This window comes from Plantactinospora sp. ZYX-F-223 (genome assembly GCF_039649625.1).
Taxonomy (GTDB): Bacteria; Actinomycetota; Actinomycetes; order Mycobacteriales; family Micromonosporaceae; genus Plantactinospora.
The window spans coordinates 135,446-152,170 of record NZ_JBDJAV010000012.1 but is presented as its reverse complement, the minus strand read 5'-3'; the positions used below and the strand labels follow the sequence as shown (position 1 = coordinate 152,170).

Genomic DNA, 16,725 nt, shown 5'->3' with positions numbered 1-16,725 from the left:
ACGATCTTGTGCATGGCGCTGCTGCACCGGGCCCAACTACATCCCGGCAAACTCGAACTCCTGGCGGACTGGCTGCCCGGCCGGCGCTGGTACCAGGGGTCGGCCCCCGCCCACGTCGTCCGCGTCGCGAGCTTCCGGTTCGACGACCCGGACGGAGCGGTCGGGATCGAGACCATGCTCGTCAGGTCCGGTGACGGGCCGGTGCACCAGGTTCCGCTCAGCTACCGCGCCGGACCCCTGCCCGGCGGCGACGACTGGCTGATCGGCACCGCCGAGCACTCGGTGCTCGGCCGCCGCTGGGTGTACGACGCCTGCGGCGACCCGGTCTATGCCAGCGCACTGGCCGGCGCGATCGTCACCGGCGGCGGTCAGGCGGAGGAGTTCTTCGAGGTCGACGGGGTACGCGAGGTCCGCGAGCCGAGCATGACCGTGACCGGCAGCGGCACCCCTGGCAGCACCGTGCCGTCGGTGCACGTCATCCGTCGGGTGGTCGAGGACGACGGGCACACGACCATCGTCACGGACGCCGTGGAACTCGCCGTCGCCCGCCGCCCCGGAGCCGGGGACGACGGGCTGACCGGCGCCACGCCGATCGGCGCCACACTGACCGCCACCTGGCCCGGCCAGCCGACCCCACTGCCACTGGCCTACGCCGTCCCGCGCTGAGCCCGGGCCGCCGAGCCGGCCGTGGCGGGACCTTCGGTGGCCCAGTCCGGCCCTGCCCTCCGGGCTGTGCGACCCTGCACGGCCGGCGAACCCGAGCGCCGACGTCGACCGTTCGGCTGCGGGCCGAGCGTCGTCACATGCCCCCGGACGACTGAACCTTTTTCAACCTCCCTTGCGGTCCAGTGGACCGCGAGGTCGAACGCGGAGCGCGAGCGCCCCGCGGTTCAGGTTGAAAAAGGTTCACTGTGGTGGGAGCGGGAAGTAGTCGCGGAGCTTCGCGATCCGGCCGTCGCGGATCCGGAAGATCTGCACCAGGGACATGGTCGTACGCTGCCCGGTCGGCCCGACGAGGGCGGTGTCGATCTCGACGACGAAGACGTCGGGATCGGCGGTGTCGTGCAGTACGTACCCGGACTCCGCCATGTCGACCGTACCCTGGTAGGCCGGCTCCCGGTGGTACGCGCCCATGCCGGCCCGGATCGCCTCCCGGCCGGCCAGCCGGCGCGGCAGCGGATGACCCTCCGGCACCAGTGGTGCCTCGTATTCACCGTCGTCGGTGAAGAGGGCGGCGGTCGCCTCGGGGTCCCGGCTGATCGCACCGGCGTAGACGTACCGTTCGAAGAGTTCCCGGTGGGTGAGGGTCACTCTCCCCAGCCTACCGACCGTCGTCCGGCCCGGGCGCCCACGACCATCTCCCCGCACCGCCCCGCCAGGAGGAGAGTGGGCGGTGCGGACCGCTCGACGTCAAGCGGCCCAACTGCCCAGCTATTTATACGCATCCCTGCCTTTCGCCGACCCTTCAGTGCTCTTACACCAAGATCGCCGGAAACATCCTCGGCGAGACGTCCTCTCCGCGATCAGCGCGGTCGGCTGTCGGCTACGTCGTGTCACCGGCGTGCGCGACACTTCCGCTGGTACGCCGGACTGCGCTGGTTGTCGTTTGATCGTTACGGTCGAGGCGATGGCCATGCGGCCGGAGTCGGAAGGGGTGGACGGTGGAGGGCCGGGATGAGCTGATCGGTGGGTTGGTGGAGGAGATGCCGCGCTACATCTCCGCCGCGGTGCGATTTCAGGTTGCGGTCGCTCATCAGCTCGACCTGTCGGTTTCCGATGTGCACGGGCTGGCCGCACTGCTGGAGACCGGACCGGCCGGGGTCAGGCGGCTGGCCGATCTGATGGGAATGACCACGAGTGCGGTGACCCGCCTCGTGGACCGGCTCGAACGTGCCGGATACGTGCGGCGGGAGCCGGATCCGGCGGACCGTCGGCGGGTCGTGATCCATGTGGTCCCCGAGCAGGTCGCGCGGGTCGCCGGGTACTACGAGCGGCTGAACGTTCGCTGGCAGCGGCAGATCAGCCAGTACTCCGACGCCGAGTTGCGGTTCCTGCTCGAGTTCCTGCGGCAGGGCCGCTGGGATGCCGGTGCCGAGACTGTCAACCTGCGTACCGGGGGCCGGCAGCACGCCACCCGGGGGCGCCGGGCCCGGCGACCGCCCTCTGACGAGTCTCCCGGAGGGCGCTAGGGGAGCACCCTGATCTACCCCGGATAGCTGCTGCAAGAACTTGCTGCTTGCAGCAGCGAATCGCTTGACTGAGCGGCAGACGGCAGAAGCCGTCGCTACTTGTCAATGGAGGTGGACAGTCATGCACGTACGACGCTTCCGGTTCGGTCAGTTCGTCGTCGCATCGGTCATCGCCGTGGCCGCGTTGGCCGCATGCGGCTCGGACAACGGTGGAGAGCGGGACAGGTCGGTGCCACCGTCTGCGAGTGTCGGCGCGGGAGCGGCGTCCGGAGCCGACGAGACCGAGGTTCGGGGATTGCTCGACAAGATCAACGAGGCGTGGGCGCGGGGTGACGCCGCAGCGTACGCCTCGTACCACACCGCCGACGCCGATCTGATCGACTTTCGCGGTACCCATGCTGCCGGCCGGCAGGCGATCGTCGACCTGCTTCAGCCCGCGTTCGACGGCGTACTGAAGAACAGCAAGGTCGAAGCGCGGATCGTCGACCTGCGCTTCCTCTCCGCCGATGTCGCGATCTTCCACACCAAGGGCAAGATCGTTCCAATGGGCGAGGATTCCGTCCAGACCTTCGTGGCCACCAACGGCCCCGACGGCTGGCTGATCGCGGCCTTCCAGAACACCCGCGTCCAGGCCAGCGAGTAAGGGTGTGCCTTGAATCGAAGCTGGTCCGCCAGGTCGGACGGCCCCGGCGCCGACTTCGGCACACGCGTCAGCGGCGACCGAGGAGTTCGGCGACCCGGAGAAAGCCGTCCGTGCCGTGGCCCAGCCCGATCACCCGGCGGGTCAGGCCCTCGACCGCCCGCATCACGCTGGCGTCGATCCCGTGCGCCTCGGAGGTGTGCACGATGTGCGCCATGGTCGAGGCCGCCGACGTGATCGGGTTGTCCTCGCCGGAGTAGCTGCCGTCCGCCACCTGCGCCGCCGTACCCTCGAAGATCGGCGGCAGGATCGCGCCGATGCCCATGGCGAAGGGCGCCAGCTCCCGGGCGTTGATCCCCTCCGCCCGGGCCACCGCCACCGCGTGGGCCCAGCCCGCCATCGAGGTCCAGAAGATGTCCAGCAGGGCAATGTCGTACGCCGCCGCCCGGCCGATCTCCTCGCCGACGTGGGTGTGGGTGCCGCCCAGCCGCTCCAGTGCCGGCCGGTGCCCCTGGTAGAGATCGCTCGGACCACTGTGGATGAAAACCCCGTGCGGAGTGCCGATGGTGGTGGTCGGCGTCATGATCGCACCGTCCAGGTAGCCGATGCCGTGCTCGGCCGCCCATGCCGCGACGTCCCGGGCCCGGCCGGGAGTGTCCGCGCTGAGGTTCGCCACCGTGCGACCCTTGAGCGCGTCGGCGACGGCGTCGGTCCGGAGGATGGCGTCCACCGCGTCGTTGTTCACCACGCAGACCACGGTCAGGTCGCTCGCGGCGACCGCTTCCGCCGCCGAGCCGGCGCCGACCGCGCCCCGCTCGACCATTGTGGTTTCCCGGCCGGGAGTCCGGTTCCAGACCGTGGTCGGCAGACCGGCGGCAAGGAACGCGCCGGCCAGGGCCCGGCCCATCGGTCCGAGACCGAGTACCGTGACAGCGGGCTGTTCGGGGTGCGAGGACATGCTTGTACTCCTGAAGTAGTGCGAACTGGGGTAAAGAGGACGTAGATGACGCGCAGCCGTGCCCGGGATCTGAACGTCTGCGGGGTGACCGCCGCGATCGTCGTGATCGACGGCAAGTGGAAGACTTCGCTGCTCTGGCTGCTCGAATCCGGCCCGCACCGCCCCGCCGAACTGCGCCGGCGGCTGCCGGGCCTCACCGAGAAGGTGCTGACCCAGGCGCTACGCGAGATGGAGAGCGACGGGCTGGTGCACCGGGAGGTGCACGATGTGCTGCCGCTGAAGACCGTCTATTCGCTGACCCCGTTCGGCCGCGACCTCGCCGAGGCGTTGGCGCCGCTCTCCGACTGGGGGCACCGCCGCCTGGACGGGCTGCACGCCGCCCAGTCGTCGGCCTCCTGACACACCGCCGACCTCCCGTCGATCCGGACCCGGCGGCCGTCCGACCGCCCACGACCAGAGTCGTCCAGCGCGACCGGACCGACAAGTACGCACAAAAAAGTGGCTACTCGCGGTGGCGCGGGCGGCGGCCCCTGCCGCGATTTCGGAGGGGCCGCCGACCCCGCGTTCCGGACGGTCAGACCGAAGACGCCCCGTTCCTCAGTGACGCCGTGAAGGCCGTCCAGGCAGCCGGGCGGAACGTCAGCACCGGACCGGACCGGTCCTTGCTGTCCCGTACCGCGACGACGGCCCCGAGGTTGTCGGCAACCTCGACACAGTTGCCATTGGCTCCCGAACGACTGCTCGTACGCCACCCGGCATCGGTCGGATCGAAGTCGTACATCTTCTTCACCTCCTTCCGTCAATCCTGCTCGGCGGCACGGGTGATCAAGCGGACCGAGGCCGCCGGATTGAGCGCTGCCGCGCGTAGGTGCTCGAAGAGATCGGTGTAACTGGCAATGTCGGTGTCGCGTTCGAGGAACAGTGCGTTGACCCGGTTCTCGATGTAGACCAGGTCGGAATCGGCCGGATCTGGAAAACTCATGACGGCAAATGCGCCATACATGCCCGGGTGCGCGCCGACCTCGTAGGGCAGTACCTGAACGGTGATGTTGGGCAGCTTGGTGAGCTTGGCAAGGTGCTGCAACTGGTCGTGCATCACTGCCGCCCCACCGACCTTGCGGTGCAACACGCTCTCATCGAGAATCGCCCACACCTTGAGCGGTTCGGCCTTGCTGATCGACTCCTGGCGCCTGAGCCGCGCCTCGACTCGCCGTTCAACCTCCGCCTCCGTGCCGCCCGGCAACAGTCCGGCAGTGACGGCTCGGGCGTACGCCTCGGTCTGGAGCAGGCCGGGGACGAACAGCGACTCGTAGTTGCGGACCGACTGGGCCTCGGACTCGAACGAGATGTAGGTGCTGTATTCGTCGGGCAACTGGTCCTCGTACGCCTGCAACCAGCCCAACTGTCCGGCGTCCTTGGCAAGATCGACCAGCTCGGCCCGGCGCTCTGGATCGGTGACGCCGTAAAGGTCGAGCAACCCGAGCAGGGTTCGGCGCTGGGGACGGGCCCGCGCGGTTTCGAGGCGCCAGAGGGTGGCCGGGTTCATGTGGGTCCGCTCGGCGACATCCTCACGGGTGAGACCGGCGCCGTGTCGCAGTGCGCGGATTTCCGCCGCCAGTCGGCGCAGTCTGACGGTCGGCGGTTGCTTTCGTGCCGCCACGTTCATGCTCCTTCGCTCCTCTCCAGTCTCATGTGGCTTGCGTTTGCAAGGCAATGGAAAAGCCGCGCGATTGTGAACAGTGCGGAGGCTTCGCAAGCCTTGCGTTCGTGCATGACGCTCCAGCAACATGACCCACGGTACGGCGTTGGTCACGCATCGACTGGCCCGTACCGGCCACGGCGCGCCGCGCACCTTCCCCCGCTGGGGCGCGCCGTGGCCGCTCCGCCCTCGGGCGGATGTCCCGCTCCCGGGATGCCGGACAGACCTTCTGGCGGCAACCAGCCGCCCGGCATCCCTCCATCCAGGAGGCCGCCATGCTGCTGCGCCTGTTCTGCACGGTCGTCGGCTGCACACTGCTCGGCTTCGGCGCCGGGCTCTTCGCCTTCAGGGTCAAGTCCCGCTGGTGTCCACGCTGCGGTACGACCACCTCCGAACTGGCCGGCCAGCACCGCGCCCGGCCCTGATCTCGGTGACCGGATCGGCAGGAAGGAGTCGCTCATGAGCCTGGAGGAACTGACCCACCAGGAACCCTTCTACGCGGCTATGCGAATGATGACCGAGACGGCGTGGCGGCGGAACATGACGGTCGAGGCCCTGCTGGCCCTGACCGAACTACTCGACCCGATCGACGACGCGAAGGCCGCGCAACCGATCCCCGAGACGCGGACGCGGGGAACGCGCGGAGCACCAGATACGCCGGACTGAACCGCCGGGCTTCTATACCTGTCGACCGAACCGTAGTGTTGGTCAGGTGAGTGGCGACGTGGTCCCGTCGAAACGGGCGGTACGCATATCCGACGCCGAGCGGGAGGCCGTGATTGCCCGGCTGAGCGCGGCGGTCGCGGAGGGCCGGCTGACCCTGCCCGAGTTCGAGGAACGCGTCGACGGGGTGCTGCGGGCCCGGACCGACGGCGACGTGGAGCCCTTCGTCGCCGACCTGCCGGCCACCGCCTCGGCCGTCGCACCCGACGAGGTCGTCGAGCTGACCAGCTTCGCCGGGGAGATCAAGCGCTCTGGCCGGTGGGCCGTACCCCGGCGGTTGGTGGTGCGCAGCAAGGCCGGCAGCGTCAAGCTCGACCTGCGGCACGCCGTGATCAGTCACCGGGTGGTCGACATCAACCTCGCCACCCAGGCCGGCTCGACGACCATCGTGCTGCCAGCCGGCGCGACCGCCAACATCGACGGGGTCAACACGAGCGCCGGCACGGCGACGGCCAAGGTGCCGTCCACGCCCGAACCGGGCTCGACCGCCCCGCACATCGTCGTCACCGGCAGCACCGCCGCCGGCACGCTGGTGGTCCGCTACGAGCGCCGCTTCTGGCGCTGGCGCTGGTAGCGCGGCCGACGACGGCCTCGACGCGTCCGCGACAAACAACCCGGCAGATGTGGCTCAGGTAACGCAGAGACGGAGTCGACGGCGGCTCAACCGGGCGGCTCTGCGAGTCTGCGTCGATGCAGGACTGGGAGCGGCGGGTCGCCGAGGCGTGGGCGTCGATCGACGACTACGAGGACCGCGAGGGCGACTTCCGTGCTCTGATCGACAGTCTGGCGACGGAACTGCCCGACGACGACCCGGTCGGCGCGTTCGAGCGGGCCTGCGCGTGGGATTCGACCGGGCACTCCGACCGGGCCGTACCGCTCTACCGCTGGGCGCTCGACCACGGGCTCTCCGGTTACCGGCGGCGCCGGGCCGTGATCCAGATGTCCAGCTCGCTGCGGAACATCGGGCAGGCCGAGCTCGCGGTCACGTTGCTGAAGGCCGAGCGCGACATCGACCCGGCGACGCTGGACGAGCCGACCCGGGGCCTCGCCGACGCGATCAGCGCGACGCTGGCGCTCTGCCTGGCCGACACCGGTCGCGAGCGCGAGGCGGTGTCGGTCGCGGTCCGCGCGCTCGCCCCGCACCTGCCCCGCTACCAGCGCTCGATGGCGAACTACGCGCGGCTGTTGATCAGCCCCGAGGCCAAGCCGGAATAGCCGGCATCAGTACGGCGTGACGCCCGCCGGCAGCGTCGAGTTCGCGGCGGCCGTACCGATGGATTCCAGCAGGATCCGCCGGAACGCCCGGGCCGCGTGCGTGGGTTCCGGCTCCCGGCGTCGGGCCAGCGCGATGGTCCGGTGCACGCCCGGCGAGGCCAGCGGGGTGACCCAGAGCCTCGGCCGCCGCGCCACCACGATGCCCGGCACCAGGGCCACGCCGAGTCCCGCCTCCACGAAGCTGAGCACCGCGTCCATCTCGCCGCCGTCCACCGCGAGCGACGGCTCGAAGCCCGCCTCCCGGCAGGCCCGCAGGGTGACGTCCCGCAGGTCGTAGCCCTGCCGGAACATCACCAGCGGCTGGTGGCGCAGGTCGGTGAGGTGCATGGTGCCGGCCGAGTCGGTCATCGGCAACGGGTTGAGCGAGGCGACCACCAGGTTGTCCCGGAGGATCGGCTCGGCGATCAGCGCCGGGTCGGCACCGGTCGCGGGGAGGATGATCAGCGCCAGGTCCAGCTCGCCCCGGAGCAGGTCGCGGACGAGGTCCTGCGAGCCGCTCTCCTCCACCCGCAGGTCGACGCCGGGGTGGGCGTCCCGGAACCGGCGCAGCACCGCCGGGGCGAGCGAGGTGGCCAGGCTGGGGGTGGCGCCGAGGCGTACCCGGCCGCGCCGGACCCCGACGAGTTCCTGTACCTCGCGGCGGGCGGTGTCGACGTCGGCGAGGATGCGCTCGGCGAGCGGCAGCAGCACCTCGCCGGCGGCCGTCAGCCCGATGTTGCCGCGTACCCGTTCGAAGAGCGGGGCGCCGAGATCGGTCTCCAGGGCGTGAATCTGCTTACTCAACGACGGCTGGGTGATCCCGACATTGTCGGCGGCATGAGTGAAATGCCGGGTTTCTGCCACCGCCACGAAGTATCTCAACTGGTGGAGCTGCACATGCATAGCCTACAGCTATCGTCTCTGAGGCTTCGATGCATTGGACGACTAATCGGAGGTCTCCTAGCGTTTGTGAGGTGACAGCTACCTCGACGCGGTCGCCGATCCGGTCCAGCATCGGTCTCAAGGCCGTGATGGCGGTGACGGGCATCCTGCTGGTGCTCTTCCTGATCGCGCACATGCTCGGCAACCTGAAGATCTTCTTCGGCCCCGAGTCGTTCGACCACTACGCGCACTGGCTGCGTACCATCGGCGCCCCCGTGCTGCCGGACACCTGGTACCTGTGGATCCAGCGCGCGGTGCTCGGCATCGCCCTGGTCGCGCACATCTGGTCGGCGACCGTGCTGGCCCGGCGGGCCCGGGCGGCCCGACCCGTCCGGTACGCGCACCGCCCCAAGGTGCAGGGCAGCTACGCGGCCCGGACCATGCGCTGGGGCGGGGTGATCATCGCGCTCTTCGTCGTCTACCACCTGCTCGACCTGACCACCGGCGACCTGAACCCGGTCGGCGACCCGCGCCGGCCGTACGCGAACGTGGCCGCCGACTTCGCCCCGGAACGCTGGTACGTCACCCTGCTCTACACCGTCGCGATCGTGACGCTCGGCTTCCACCTGCGGCACGGGATGTTCAGCGCGTTCCGCAGCCTCGGTCAGCAGACTCCCCGGGGCGAGGCCCGGGCCCGGGCGATCTCGCTCGGCTTCGCCGTCGCGCTCTGCGCCGGATACCTGGTCGTCCCCTTCGCGGTGATCGCGGGATTGGTGCGTTGACGATGAACCCCACTAACGGGCTGGACCTCTTCACCATCGGCGAGCCGATCGCCGACACCAAGGCACCGGACGGGCCGATCGAGACCCGCTGGCAGCGCCGCCGGTTCGCCGCCAAGCTGGTCAACCCGGCCAACCGGCGCAAGCTCACGGTGATCGTGGTCGGCACCGGGCTGGCCGGCGGGTCGGCCGCGGCGACGCTGGGCGAGCAGGGCTACCGGGTCAAGTCATACTGCTACCAGGACAGCCCGCGCCGGGCGCACTCGATCGCCGCCCAGGGCGGCATCAACGCCGCCAAGAACTACCGCAACGACGGCGACTCGATCCAGCGCCTCTTCTACGACACCGTCAAGGGCGGCGACTTCCGCTCCCGCGAGTCGAACGTACGCCGGCTCGCCGAGGTCTCGGTGGAGATCATCGACCAGGCGGTGGCCCAGGGCGTACCGTTCGCCCGGGAGTACGGCGGCCTGCTCGACACCCGCTCGTTCGGCGGCGCCCAGGTGCAGCGCACCTTCTATGCCCGGGGCCAGACGGGCCAGCAGTTGCTGCTCGGGGCGTACCAGGCGCTGGAGCGGCAGATCGGGCAGGGCCGGGTCGAGATGCACAGCCGGCACGAGATGCTGGAACTGATCGTCGTCGACGGCCGGGCCCGGGGCATCGTGGCCCGGGACCTGGTCACCGGCGAGATAACGTGCGACTTCGCCGACGCCGTGGTGCTCGCCTCCGGCGGCTACGGCAACGTCTTCTACCTCTCCACCAACGCCAAGGGCTGCAACGTCACCGCCACCTGGCGGGCGCACCGCAAGGGCGCGCTCTTCGCCAACCCCTGCTACACGCAGATCCATCCGACCTGCATCCCGGTCTCCGGCGACCACCAGTCGAAGCTGACCCTGATGAGCGAGTCGCTGCGCAACGACGGCCGGGTCTGGGTGCCGAAGGCGGCCGGCGACGACCGTCCGCCCCGGCAGATCCCGGAGGAGGAGCGGGACTACTTCCTGGAGCGGATGTATCCGTCCTTCGGCAACCTGGTCCCCCGGGACATCGCGTCCCGGGCGGCCAAGAACGTCTGCGACTCCGGTCGGGGCGTCGGGCAGACCGGGCTCGGCGTCTATCTCGACTTCGCCGACGCGATCGACCGACTCGGCCGGTCCACCATCGCCGACCGGTACGGCAACCTCTTCGAGATGTACCAGCGGATCACCGGCGAGGATCCGTACGAGGTGCCGATGCGGATCTATCCGGCGGTGCACTACACGATGGGCGGGCTCTGGGTCGACTACGACCTCCAGGCGACCATCCCCGGCCTGTTCGTGATCGGCGAGGCGAACTTCTCCGACCACGGTGCCAACCGGCTCGGCGCCTCGGCGCTGATGCAGGGCCTGGCCGACGGCTATTTCGTGCTGCCCAGCACCATCGCCGACTACCTGGCGGCCGGACCCTTCGAGCCGCTGACCGACGAGCACCCCGAGGTGGTGTCGGCCCGGGACGACGTCACCGACCGGCTGTCCCGGCTGCTCGCCTGCCAGGGCGACCGCACCGTCGACTCGTTCCACCGCGAACTGGGCCAGATCATGTGGGACCACTGTGGAATGGAGCGGACCGACGCCGGGCTGCGCAAGGCACTCGCCGAGATCCGCAGCCTGCGGGAGCAGTTCTGGCAGCGGGTGAAGGTGCCCGGTGGCGGCGAGGGGCTCAACCAGGCGCTGGAGAAGGCCGGCCGGGTCGCCGACTTCTTCGAGCTGGCCGAGCTGATGTGCATCGACGCGCTGCACCGCACCGAGTCGGCCGGCGGTCACTTCCGGGCCGAGAGCCAGACCCCGGAGGGCGAGGCGCAGCGCGACGACGAGCACTTCAGCTACGTGGCGGCCTGGGAGTTCACCGGGGCCGACCGCCCGCCGGTGCTGCACAAGGAAGACCTGCACTTCGAGTACGTCCACCCCACCCAGCGGAGTTACAAGTGAACCTGACCCTGCGGATCTGGCGCCAGAGCGGACCGGACGATCCCGGCCGGATGGTGAGCTACCAGGTCCCGGACGTCTCCCCCGACATGTCGTTCCTGGAGATGCTGGACGTACTCAACGAACGGCTGACCCTCGACGGCGAGGAACCGGTCGCCTTCGACCACGACTGCCGGGAAGGCATCTGCGGCGCCTGTGGCATGGTGATCAACGGCGTGGCGCACGGCCCGGAGCGGGCCACCACCGCCTGCCAGCTCCACATGCGACACTTCACCGACGGCCAGACCGTCGACATCGAGCCGTGGCGGGCCAAGGCGTTCCCGGTGATCAAGGATCTGGTGGTGGACCGGAGCGCGTTCGACCGGATCATCGCGGCCGGCGGATACATCACCGCGCCGACCGGCGCCGCCCCGGAGGCGCACGCCCAACTGGTCCGCAAGTCCGACGCGGACGCCGCCTTCGAGTCGGCCGCCTGCATCGGCTGCGGCGCCTGCGTCGCGGCCTGCCCGAACGGCTCGGCGATGCTCTTCACCGCCGCCAAGGTGAGCCACCTGAGCCTGCTGCCGCAGGGCCAGCCGGAGCGCACCACCCGGGTCGTCCGGATGGTGGACGCGCACGACGAGGCCGGCTTCGGCGGCTGCACCAACATCGGCGAGTGCACGGCCGTCTGTCCGAAGGGGATTCCGCTGACCAGCATCGGCCGGCTCAACCGGGACTACCTGAAGGCGACCCGGGAGCGGGACGGCGCACCCGGCACCTGACCCGCCGGCACCCCTGGCCGGCACTCCCACCTACACCGCCGATACATCGCGTCGTACGGGATCAGTAGGGCACAGCGGTATGGGCCTCGGTCGCCTATTGTTACCGGTCGGCAAGCCGCAAATCCGGCAGCCGCTCTCGCGGACCCGTCCGCACCGGGCAGCCGCCGGTCGGCGACAACGACCCTCCGATGGGAGACCACGTGGTGAGCAGGGTGAATCGCAGGACCGCACTGGGCATCGGCACCGCCGCCACCGCCGGCGTCGTGCTCGGGACGGCGACTCCGGCGATGGCCGCTCCGAACAGCGGACAGGGACTCGAGAGCCCCGGCCAGGCCCGGGCCGACCAGGTCGCCGCGGTCTACCGACGGGAGAAGACCAAGGCCGGCGGCAACTGGTACGCGTACCTGAGCGTGGCCAGCGGGACCGGGCCGGCGCCGCTGCCGGCGGTACGGGAGAACCCGGACACGGTCGTGGAGGCGTACAGCGTCAACAAGATCGCGGTGGCCACGGCGGTGCTGGACAAGGTCGACCGGGGGCTGCTCGCCCTGGACCAGCGGGTCGACGTCACCTCGTCGATCGTGGTGCCCGGCGGCGACGGCATATTCAGCCTGGACGGCGCCTACCCCAGCTCGGTGACCCTGGGGCACGTGCTCGCCGCACTGCTGACCGTCTCGGACGACACCGCCGTCCGGCTCTGCGGCCTGGTCTGCCCGGCCGCCGAACTCAACCAGATCCTGGTCGCCAAGGGCTTCCCGAAGACCCAGGTCGAACCGGTCGCCAACCCGAACCGGTTCTTCCTCGGCACCAGCACCGCCCGGGAGACCCACGACCTGCTCCAGGCGCTGGTCCGGGGCACGCTGCTCTCGGCCACGTCGACCACCTTCCTGCTCAACCAGCTCCGCGCCCCGATCGCGTTCACCGACGGCATCCGCCGGAACATGTCGTCGGCCGACCGGGCCCGGATCGCCACCAAGGCGGGCTGGTTCGGCAACGCCCGGCACGAGGCCGGGCTGATCTTCGACCCGGCCGGCACGCCGGTACTGACGTACGTGCTCTTCGCCGACGGCCAGGCCGACCCGGACAACTTCGGCTCGACCCACCCGGCGGTGCAGGCCCGGGCGGCGATGGGACCGGCCTTCCTCGCCGCGGTCGACGGTCTGCGGAACCTGTCCGTGCCGGCCCGCCGGCCGAGGATGTACCAGCCGGCCAACGGCGGCTGACCTCCCCCGCCCGCCGGCCGGCGCCGCGCTGCCGTCCGCAGCGGTGCCGGCCGGCGTACCCTCGCTCGTGAGGACGAGGGGGCGTCGGCACATGCGGGGAAGAGCAGGACGGGGCGACGTCGCGGCCCGGCGCCGCCGGCGCCTCCGGTGGTCGCTCGCGGTGGCCGCGCTCGGCGCGGCCGGCTGGGCGGTCCGGGACGTGCCGGCCGCGCTCGGCCGGCTCCCGGACGGCGCCCGGGCCGACCGGGTACGCCGCTCCCCGCAGTTCCGGGGCGGTGCGTTCCGCAACCCGGTCACTACCCGGACCGCGCTGCCCGGCACCGGAAAGGGCATCCTCCGGGAGTTGCTCTTCGGCAACCAGCCCCGGCGCCCGTCCGGCAGCGTGCCGGTGCTGCTGCCGGAGACCGTCGAGCCGGCCGCCGCCCCGCCCGGTGAGCTCAGTGTGCTGTGGTACGGCCACGCGTCGGCGCTGATCGAGATCGAGGGACGGCGGATACTGCTCGATCCGGTCTGGAGCGACCGCTGTTCGCCGTCGGCCCGGATCGGCCCGCGCCGGCTGCACCCGGTGCCGGTGCCGCTGGACCGGCTCCCCCGGCTGGACGCCGTGCTCATCTCGCACGACCACTACGACCACCTGGACATGCCGACCGTACGCGCCCTGCGCGACGCCCAGTCCGCACCGTTCCTGGTGCCGCTCGGGGTCGGCGCCCATCTGGAGCGCTGGGGCGTACCGCCGGAGCGGATCGTCGAGCTGGACTGGGGCGAGCACGCCTCGGTCGCCGGGCTCGACGTGACCGCCACCCCGGCCCGGCACTTCTCCGGGCGCGGGCTCGCCCGGGACCGTACCCTCTGGGGCTCCTGGGTGGTCGCCGGCCCGACCCGCCGGGTCTTCTGCTCCGGCGACTCCGGCTACTTCGACGGCTACGCCGAGATCGGCGCCGAGTACGGTCCGTTCGACGTCACGCTCATCCAGATCGGCGCGTACGCCACCGCCTGGCCGAACATCCACATGTTTCCGGAGGAGGCGGTCACCGCCCACCTGGACCTGCGCGGCGGGCTCTTCGTGCCGGTGCACTGGGGCACCTTCAACCTCGCCCCGCACGGCTGGACCGAGCCGGTGGACCGGCTGTGGCGCGAGGCCGAGGCCCGGGGCGTACGCCTGGCGGTGCCGCGCCCCGGTGAGCGGGTGGTCGTCGACCACCCGCCCCCGGTGGACGGTTGGTGGCAGTCGCTCGGCTGATCCGTCCACGGATGCCGGGCGCCGCCGGTGGAGGCGGCGGTCAGCGGCTCAGGGTGAGCTCCGGGTCCTCGGCGGGCGGCGGCGGATCGGCCACGCCCCGGCCGACGGCCTCGTACACGGCCGGCCGCCTGGCCCGGAGCAGGAGCCCCCAGCCGAGCCCGACCAGCGCGGCGACCAGGGTGACCCCGGGCAGCAGCCAGGCCAGGTAGCTCGGGTTGCCCGGGGCGAGCAACGCGTCGAAGTTCACCAGCAGCACCAGCAGGACGGCGGAGAGCAGCACGGTGGCCGACGCCGGGGCGACCAGCCGCTGCCAGGCGCTCACCCCGACCTCCGGGCGGCGGCGGAAGAAGCCCACCACCGAGGCGGAGGTGAGGGTCATCAGCAGCACCACCCCGACCGCCGAGACACCGCTGAGCCAGGTGAAGAGGTCGACCACCGGATCCCGGTCGGCCAGCACGAAGGCCAGCACCACGCCGAGGGCCAGTACGGTCTGGGCCAGCGAGCCGGCCACCGGCGCCCCGGTGCGGACCCCGGTCTGACTGAGGAAGGCCGGGAGGACCCGCTCCCGGCCCAGCGCGAAGAGGTAACGGGCGACTCCGTTGTGGAACGAGAGCAGGGCGGCCAGCACCGAGGTGATGAAGAGCAGGTTCGCCACGTCCGCCACCGTGCTGCCGGCATAGTCGGCCAGGGTGCCGAAGACCACTCCCGGGCCGGCTTCGACCGAGGCGGCCTGCGCGTTCTCCGGGCCGGTGACCACGGTCAGCGCCCAGGCGGAGAGTGCGTAGAAGGCACCGGTGAAGGCCACCGCGACGTAGGTGGCCCGGGCCACCGTACGGCGCGGATCCCGGACCTCCTCGCTGTAGATCGCCCCGGACTCGAACCCGGTGAAGCTGGCGATCCCCAGCGCCAGCACCGCACCGAGCCCCGCCGCGAAGAGGTTGCCGGGATCCAGCCCGGCCAGGCTGATGCTGCCGCCGGCCGGGTTGCCGAACGAGACCACGTCGAAGACGCCGACCGCGAGGCATTCGAGCAGGAGCAGCACCGCGAGGACCGTCGCGTTCAGGTCGACCTGGAGTACCCCGAGCACCCCGACCAGCGCCAGCCCGACCAGTGCCCAGACCCACCACTGCTGCTCGACACCGAACTTCGTCGCCATGAAGTCACCGAGGATGGCGCCGAAGAGCCCGTACAGTCCGATCTGGATGGCGTTGTAGGAGGCCAGGGCGACGAACGAGCCGGAAACGCCGCCCGCCCGGCCCAGCCCGTTCGCGATGTACGAGTAGAAGGCACCGGCGTTGCTGACGAATCGGCTCATCGCGGCGTAGCCGACCGCGAACACGCCCAGGATGGCGGCGAGCAGCACATAGGACAGTGCCGCGCCGACGTTGCCGCTGACGGCGTACATCGTGGTGATGCCACCGCCGAGCACGGTCAGCGGTGCCGACGCCGCGACGGTGAAGAAGACGAGGTGCACGGTGCCCAGGCGTCCCCGGCGTAGGCCGGTCTCCAGGGCGGGGCTGGATGACATATGTGGGTCTCTCTCGGTGTGGGGGTGAGGAGAAAGGGACTCTCGAACGACACCGGAGAGGGTATGGGCGATCACGCCCCGCGACAAGAGATTGATGGACCACAGTGTTCGGACACGCAGGGCCAGGGCGGGTTGAACGGACAGTGCCCATGCCGTACCGTCCTGCATCGACATTGAGGAGTGACCGATCCGGCATGTCGGCCGGCCGGCCAAGGATGACGGATGACGAATTACCCTGGCCCACCCACCGAGCGGCTGGCCGACGAACTGTTCCTCATCGCACACGACGACTACAGCGGCAAGCCCCTCGCCGCGGCGATCCTGGTCGATGCCGCCCTCGCCGGCGCGCTCCTCGCCGAACTGCTCTTCGACGGGCGGATCACCCTGGTCCGGTCCGCCGTCTACGTCGCTGACGACCGGGGCTGGCAGGAGCCGGTGACCGACCGGGTGCTGGCCGAGATCGTACGTCGGGGCGACAGCCATCCCGCGCGCTCCTGGCTGGAGTTCCTCGCCCCCCGGGTCCGGGACCACGTCGGCGACCGCCTGGTCAGCGCGGGTGCGGTCCGCCGGATGACCTCCCGCGGGCTGAACCTCCGCACGACGGTCCGGTTTCCCGGGCTCGACCCGAACCGGGTCGCCCGGCCCCGAGTCCGGCTCAACGCCGTCCTGGAGCGCTCCGACCAGCCGCTGGACCCCCGCACCGCGACGCTGGCCGGACTGGTCCGGGCCAGCGGGCTGGTCCGGGCGCTGATCCCGGCCAACCGGTCGATGGTGACCGAGCGGATCGCCGCCGCGCGACGACTGCTCCCGACGGAACTGGGCGACCTGCTCAACGCGGTCGACGCGGCCGTCGCCGCCACGGCACTCACCGTACGCCGCTGAACCGCCCCGATC

At 70.9% G+C, this 16,725-nt stretch carries 20 protein-coding genes; 14 read left to right on the top strand and 6 right to left on the bottom strand.

The annotated features are described in order from the left end of the window. Positions 1-12 precede the first annotated feature (12 nt). Entirely contained in the window at positions 13-666 is a 654-nt protein-coding gene (locus AAH979_RS14720) for a hypothetical protein (protein ID WP_346258646.1), read from the top strand. Between the two features lie 240 nt (positions 667-906). Here AAH979_RS14720 and AAH979_RS14715 read toward each other — a convergent pair whose 3' ends face one another. Next, positions 907-1,311: a nuclear transport factor 2 family protein gene (locus AAH979_RS14715; protein WP_346258645.1), complete on the bottom strand. Its 405-nt coding sequence runs from the start codon at positions 1,309-1,311 to the stop codon at positions 907-909. Positions 1,312-1,661: 350 nt separating this feature from the next. Here AAH979_RS14715 and AAH979_RS14710 point away from each other — a divergent pair, with 350 nt between their 5' ends. Both AAH979_RS14710 and AAH979_RS14705 read left to right on the top strand, forming a co-directional pair. After that, positions 1,662-2,189, top strand: a complete 528-nt coding sequence (locus AAH979_RS14710) for a MarR family transcriptional regulator (RefSeq protein WP_346258644.1) — start codon at positions 1,662-1,664, stop codon at positions 2,187-2,189. A gap of 121 nt (positions 2,190-2,310) precedes the next feature. Then, positions 2,311-2,832, top strand: a complete 522-nt coding sequence (locus AAH979_RS14705) for an SgcJ/EcaC family oxidoreductase (protein ID WP_346258688.1) — start codon at positions 2,311-2,313, stop codon at positions 2,830-2,832. A 67-nt stretch (positions 2,833-2,899) separates the two neighbouring features. Here the strand turns inward: AAH979_RS14705 and AAH979_RS14700 are convergent, their stop codons facing one another. Next, a complete protein-coding gene (locus AAH979_RS14700; protein WP_346258643.1) occupies positions 2,900-3,787 on the bottom strand; it encodes an NAD(P)-binding domain-containing protein in 888 nt (295 codons plus the stop codon). A 45-nt stretch (positions 3,788-3,832) separates the two neighbouring features. Here AAH979_RS14700 and AAH979_RS14695 point away from each other — a divergent pair, with 45 nt between their 5' ends. Then, positions 3,833-4,186, top strand: coding sequence for a helix-turn-helix domain-containing protein (locus tag AAH979_RS14695; protein WP_346258642.1), 354 nt, complete (start codon positions 3,833-3,835; stop codon positions 4,184-4,186). A gap of 175 nt (positions 4,187-4,361) precedes the next feature. Here AAH979_RS14695 and AAH979_RS14690 read toward each other — a convergent pair whose 3' ends face one another. Beyond that, positions 4,362-4,568 carry a DUF397 domain-containing protein gene (locus AAH979_RS14690; protein WP_346258687.1) on the bottom strand — a complete coding sequence of 69 codons (207 nt, stop codon included), beginning with the start codon at positions 4,566-4,568 and terminating at the stop codon, positions 4,362-4,364. A gap of 18 nt (positions 4,569-4,586) precedes the next feature. Further along, a complete protein-coding gene (locus AAH979_RS14685) occupies positions 4,587-5,453 on the bottom strand; it encodes a helix-turn-helix transcriptional regulator (protein ID WP_346258641.1) in 867 nt (288 codons plus the stop codon). A gap of 230 nt (positions 5,454-5,683) precedes the next feature. On the opposite strand from AAH979_RS14685, the gene AAH979_RS14680 reads away from it, so the two are divergent. The 4 genes from AAH979_RS14680 to AAH979_RS14665 all read left to right on the top strand — a co-directional run bounded on the left by AAH979_RS14680 (position 5,684) and on the right by AAH979_RS14665 (position 7,424). Continuing rightward, on the top strand, positions 5,684-5,911 hold the full coding sequence (locus AAH979_RS14680) for a hypothetical protein (RefSeq protein WP_346258640.1): 228 nt from the start codon (positions 5,684-5,686) through the stop codon (positions 5,909-5,911). Between the two features lie 34 nt (positions 5,912-5,945). After that, on the top strand, positions 5,946-6,152 hold the full coding sequence (locus tag AAH979_RS14675) for a hypothetical protein (RefSeq protein ID WP_346258639.1): 207 nt from the start codon (positions 5,946-5,948) through the stop codon (positions 6,150-6,152). A gap of 46 nt (positions 6,153-6,198) precedes the next feature. Beyond that, complete coding sequence (locus AAH979_RS14670) at positions 6,199-6,783, top strand: DUF1707 domain-containing protein (protein WP_346258638.1); 585 nt, start codon at positions 6,199-6,201, stop codon at positions 6,781-6,783. Positions 6,784-6,899: 116 nt separating this feature from the next. Further along, the gene (locus tag AAH979_RS14665) at positions 6,900-7,424 is read left to right on the top strand and encodes a tetratricopeptide repeat protein (protein ID WP_346258637.1); all 525 of its coding nucleotides are present in this window, start codon (positions 6,900-6,902) and stop codon (positions 7,422-7,424) included. Positions 7,425-7,430: 6 nt separating this feature from the next. Here AAH979_RS14665 and AAH979_RS14660 read toward each other — a convergent pair whose 3' ends face one another. Next, positions 7,431-8,366, bottom strand: coding sequence for a LysR family transcriptional regulator (locus AAH979_RS14660; protein WP_346258636.1), 936 nt, complete (start codon positions 8,364-8,366; stop codon positions 7,431-7,433). Positions 8,367-8,437: 71 nt separating this feature from the next. On the opposite strand from AAH979_RS14660, the gene AAH979_RS14655 reads away from it, so the two are divergent. From AAH979_RS14655 to AAH979_RS14635, 5 genes are all read left to right on the top strand, one after another. Beyond that, a complete protein-coding gene (locus tag AAH979_RS14655; RefSeq protein ID WP_346258635.1) occupies positions 8,438-9,127 on the top strand; it encodes a succinate dehydrogenase cytochrome b subunit in 690 nt (229 codons plus the stop codon). Positions 9,128-9,147: 20 nt separating this feature from the next. Next, positions 9,148-11,085: a fumarate reductase/succinate dehydrogenase flavoprotein subunit gene (locus AAH979_RS14650; RefSeq protein ID WP_346258686.1), complete on the top strand. Its 1,938-nt coding sequence runs from the start codon at positions 9,148-9,150 to the stop codon at positions 11,083-11,085. After that, a complete protein-coding gene (locus AAH979_RS14645) occupies positions 11,082-11,843 on the top strand; it encodes a succinate dehydrogenase/fumarate reductase iron-sulfur subunit (RefSeq protein WP_346258634.1) in 762 nt (253 codons plus the stop codon). The genes AAH979_RS14650 and AAH979_RS14645 overlap by 4 nt, the downstream gene beginning before the upstream one ends. A 212-nt stretch (positions 11,844-12,055) precedes the next feature. Next, on the top strand, positions 12,056-13,063 hold the full coding sequence (locus AAH979_RS14640; RefSeq protein WP_346258633.1) for a serine hydrolase: 1,008 nt from the start codon (positions 12,056-12,058) through the stop codon (positions 13,061-13,063). A gap of 160 nt (positions 13,064-13,223) precedes the next feature. Beyond that, positions 13,224-14,303: an MBL fold metallo-hydrolase gene (locus AAH979_RS14635; protein ID WP_346258685.1), complete on the top strand. Its 1,080-nt coding sequence runs from the start codon at positions 13,224-13,226 to the stop codon at positions 14,301-14,303. A 40-nt stretch (positions 14,304-14,343) separates the two neighbouring features. On the opposite strand, the gene AAH979_RS14630 is transcribed toward AAH979_RS14635, so the two are convergent. Then, on the bottom strand, positions 14,344-15,831 hold the full coding sequence (locus tag AAH979_RS14630; RefSeq protein ID WP_346258632.1) for an APC family permease: 1,488 nt from the start codon (positions 15,829-15,831) through the stop codon (positions 14,344-14,346). Between the two features lie 222 nt (positions 15,832-16,053). Between AAH979_RS14630 and AAH979_RS14625 the strand changes: the two genes are divergently transcribed. Then, on the top strand, positions 16,054-16,713 hold the full coding sequence (locus AAH979_RS14625; RefSeq protein WP_346258631.1) for a GPP34 family phosphoprotein: 660 nt from the start codon (positions 16,054-16,056) through the stop codon (positions 16,711-16,713). Positions 16,714-16,725 lie beyond the last annotated feature (12 nt).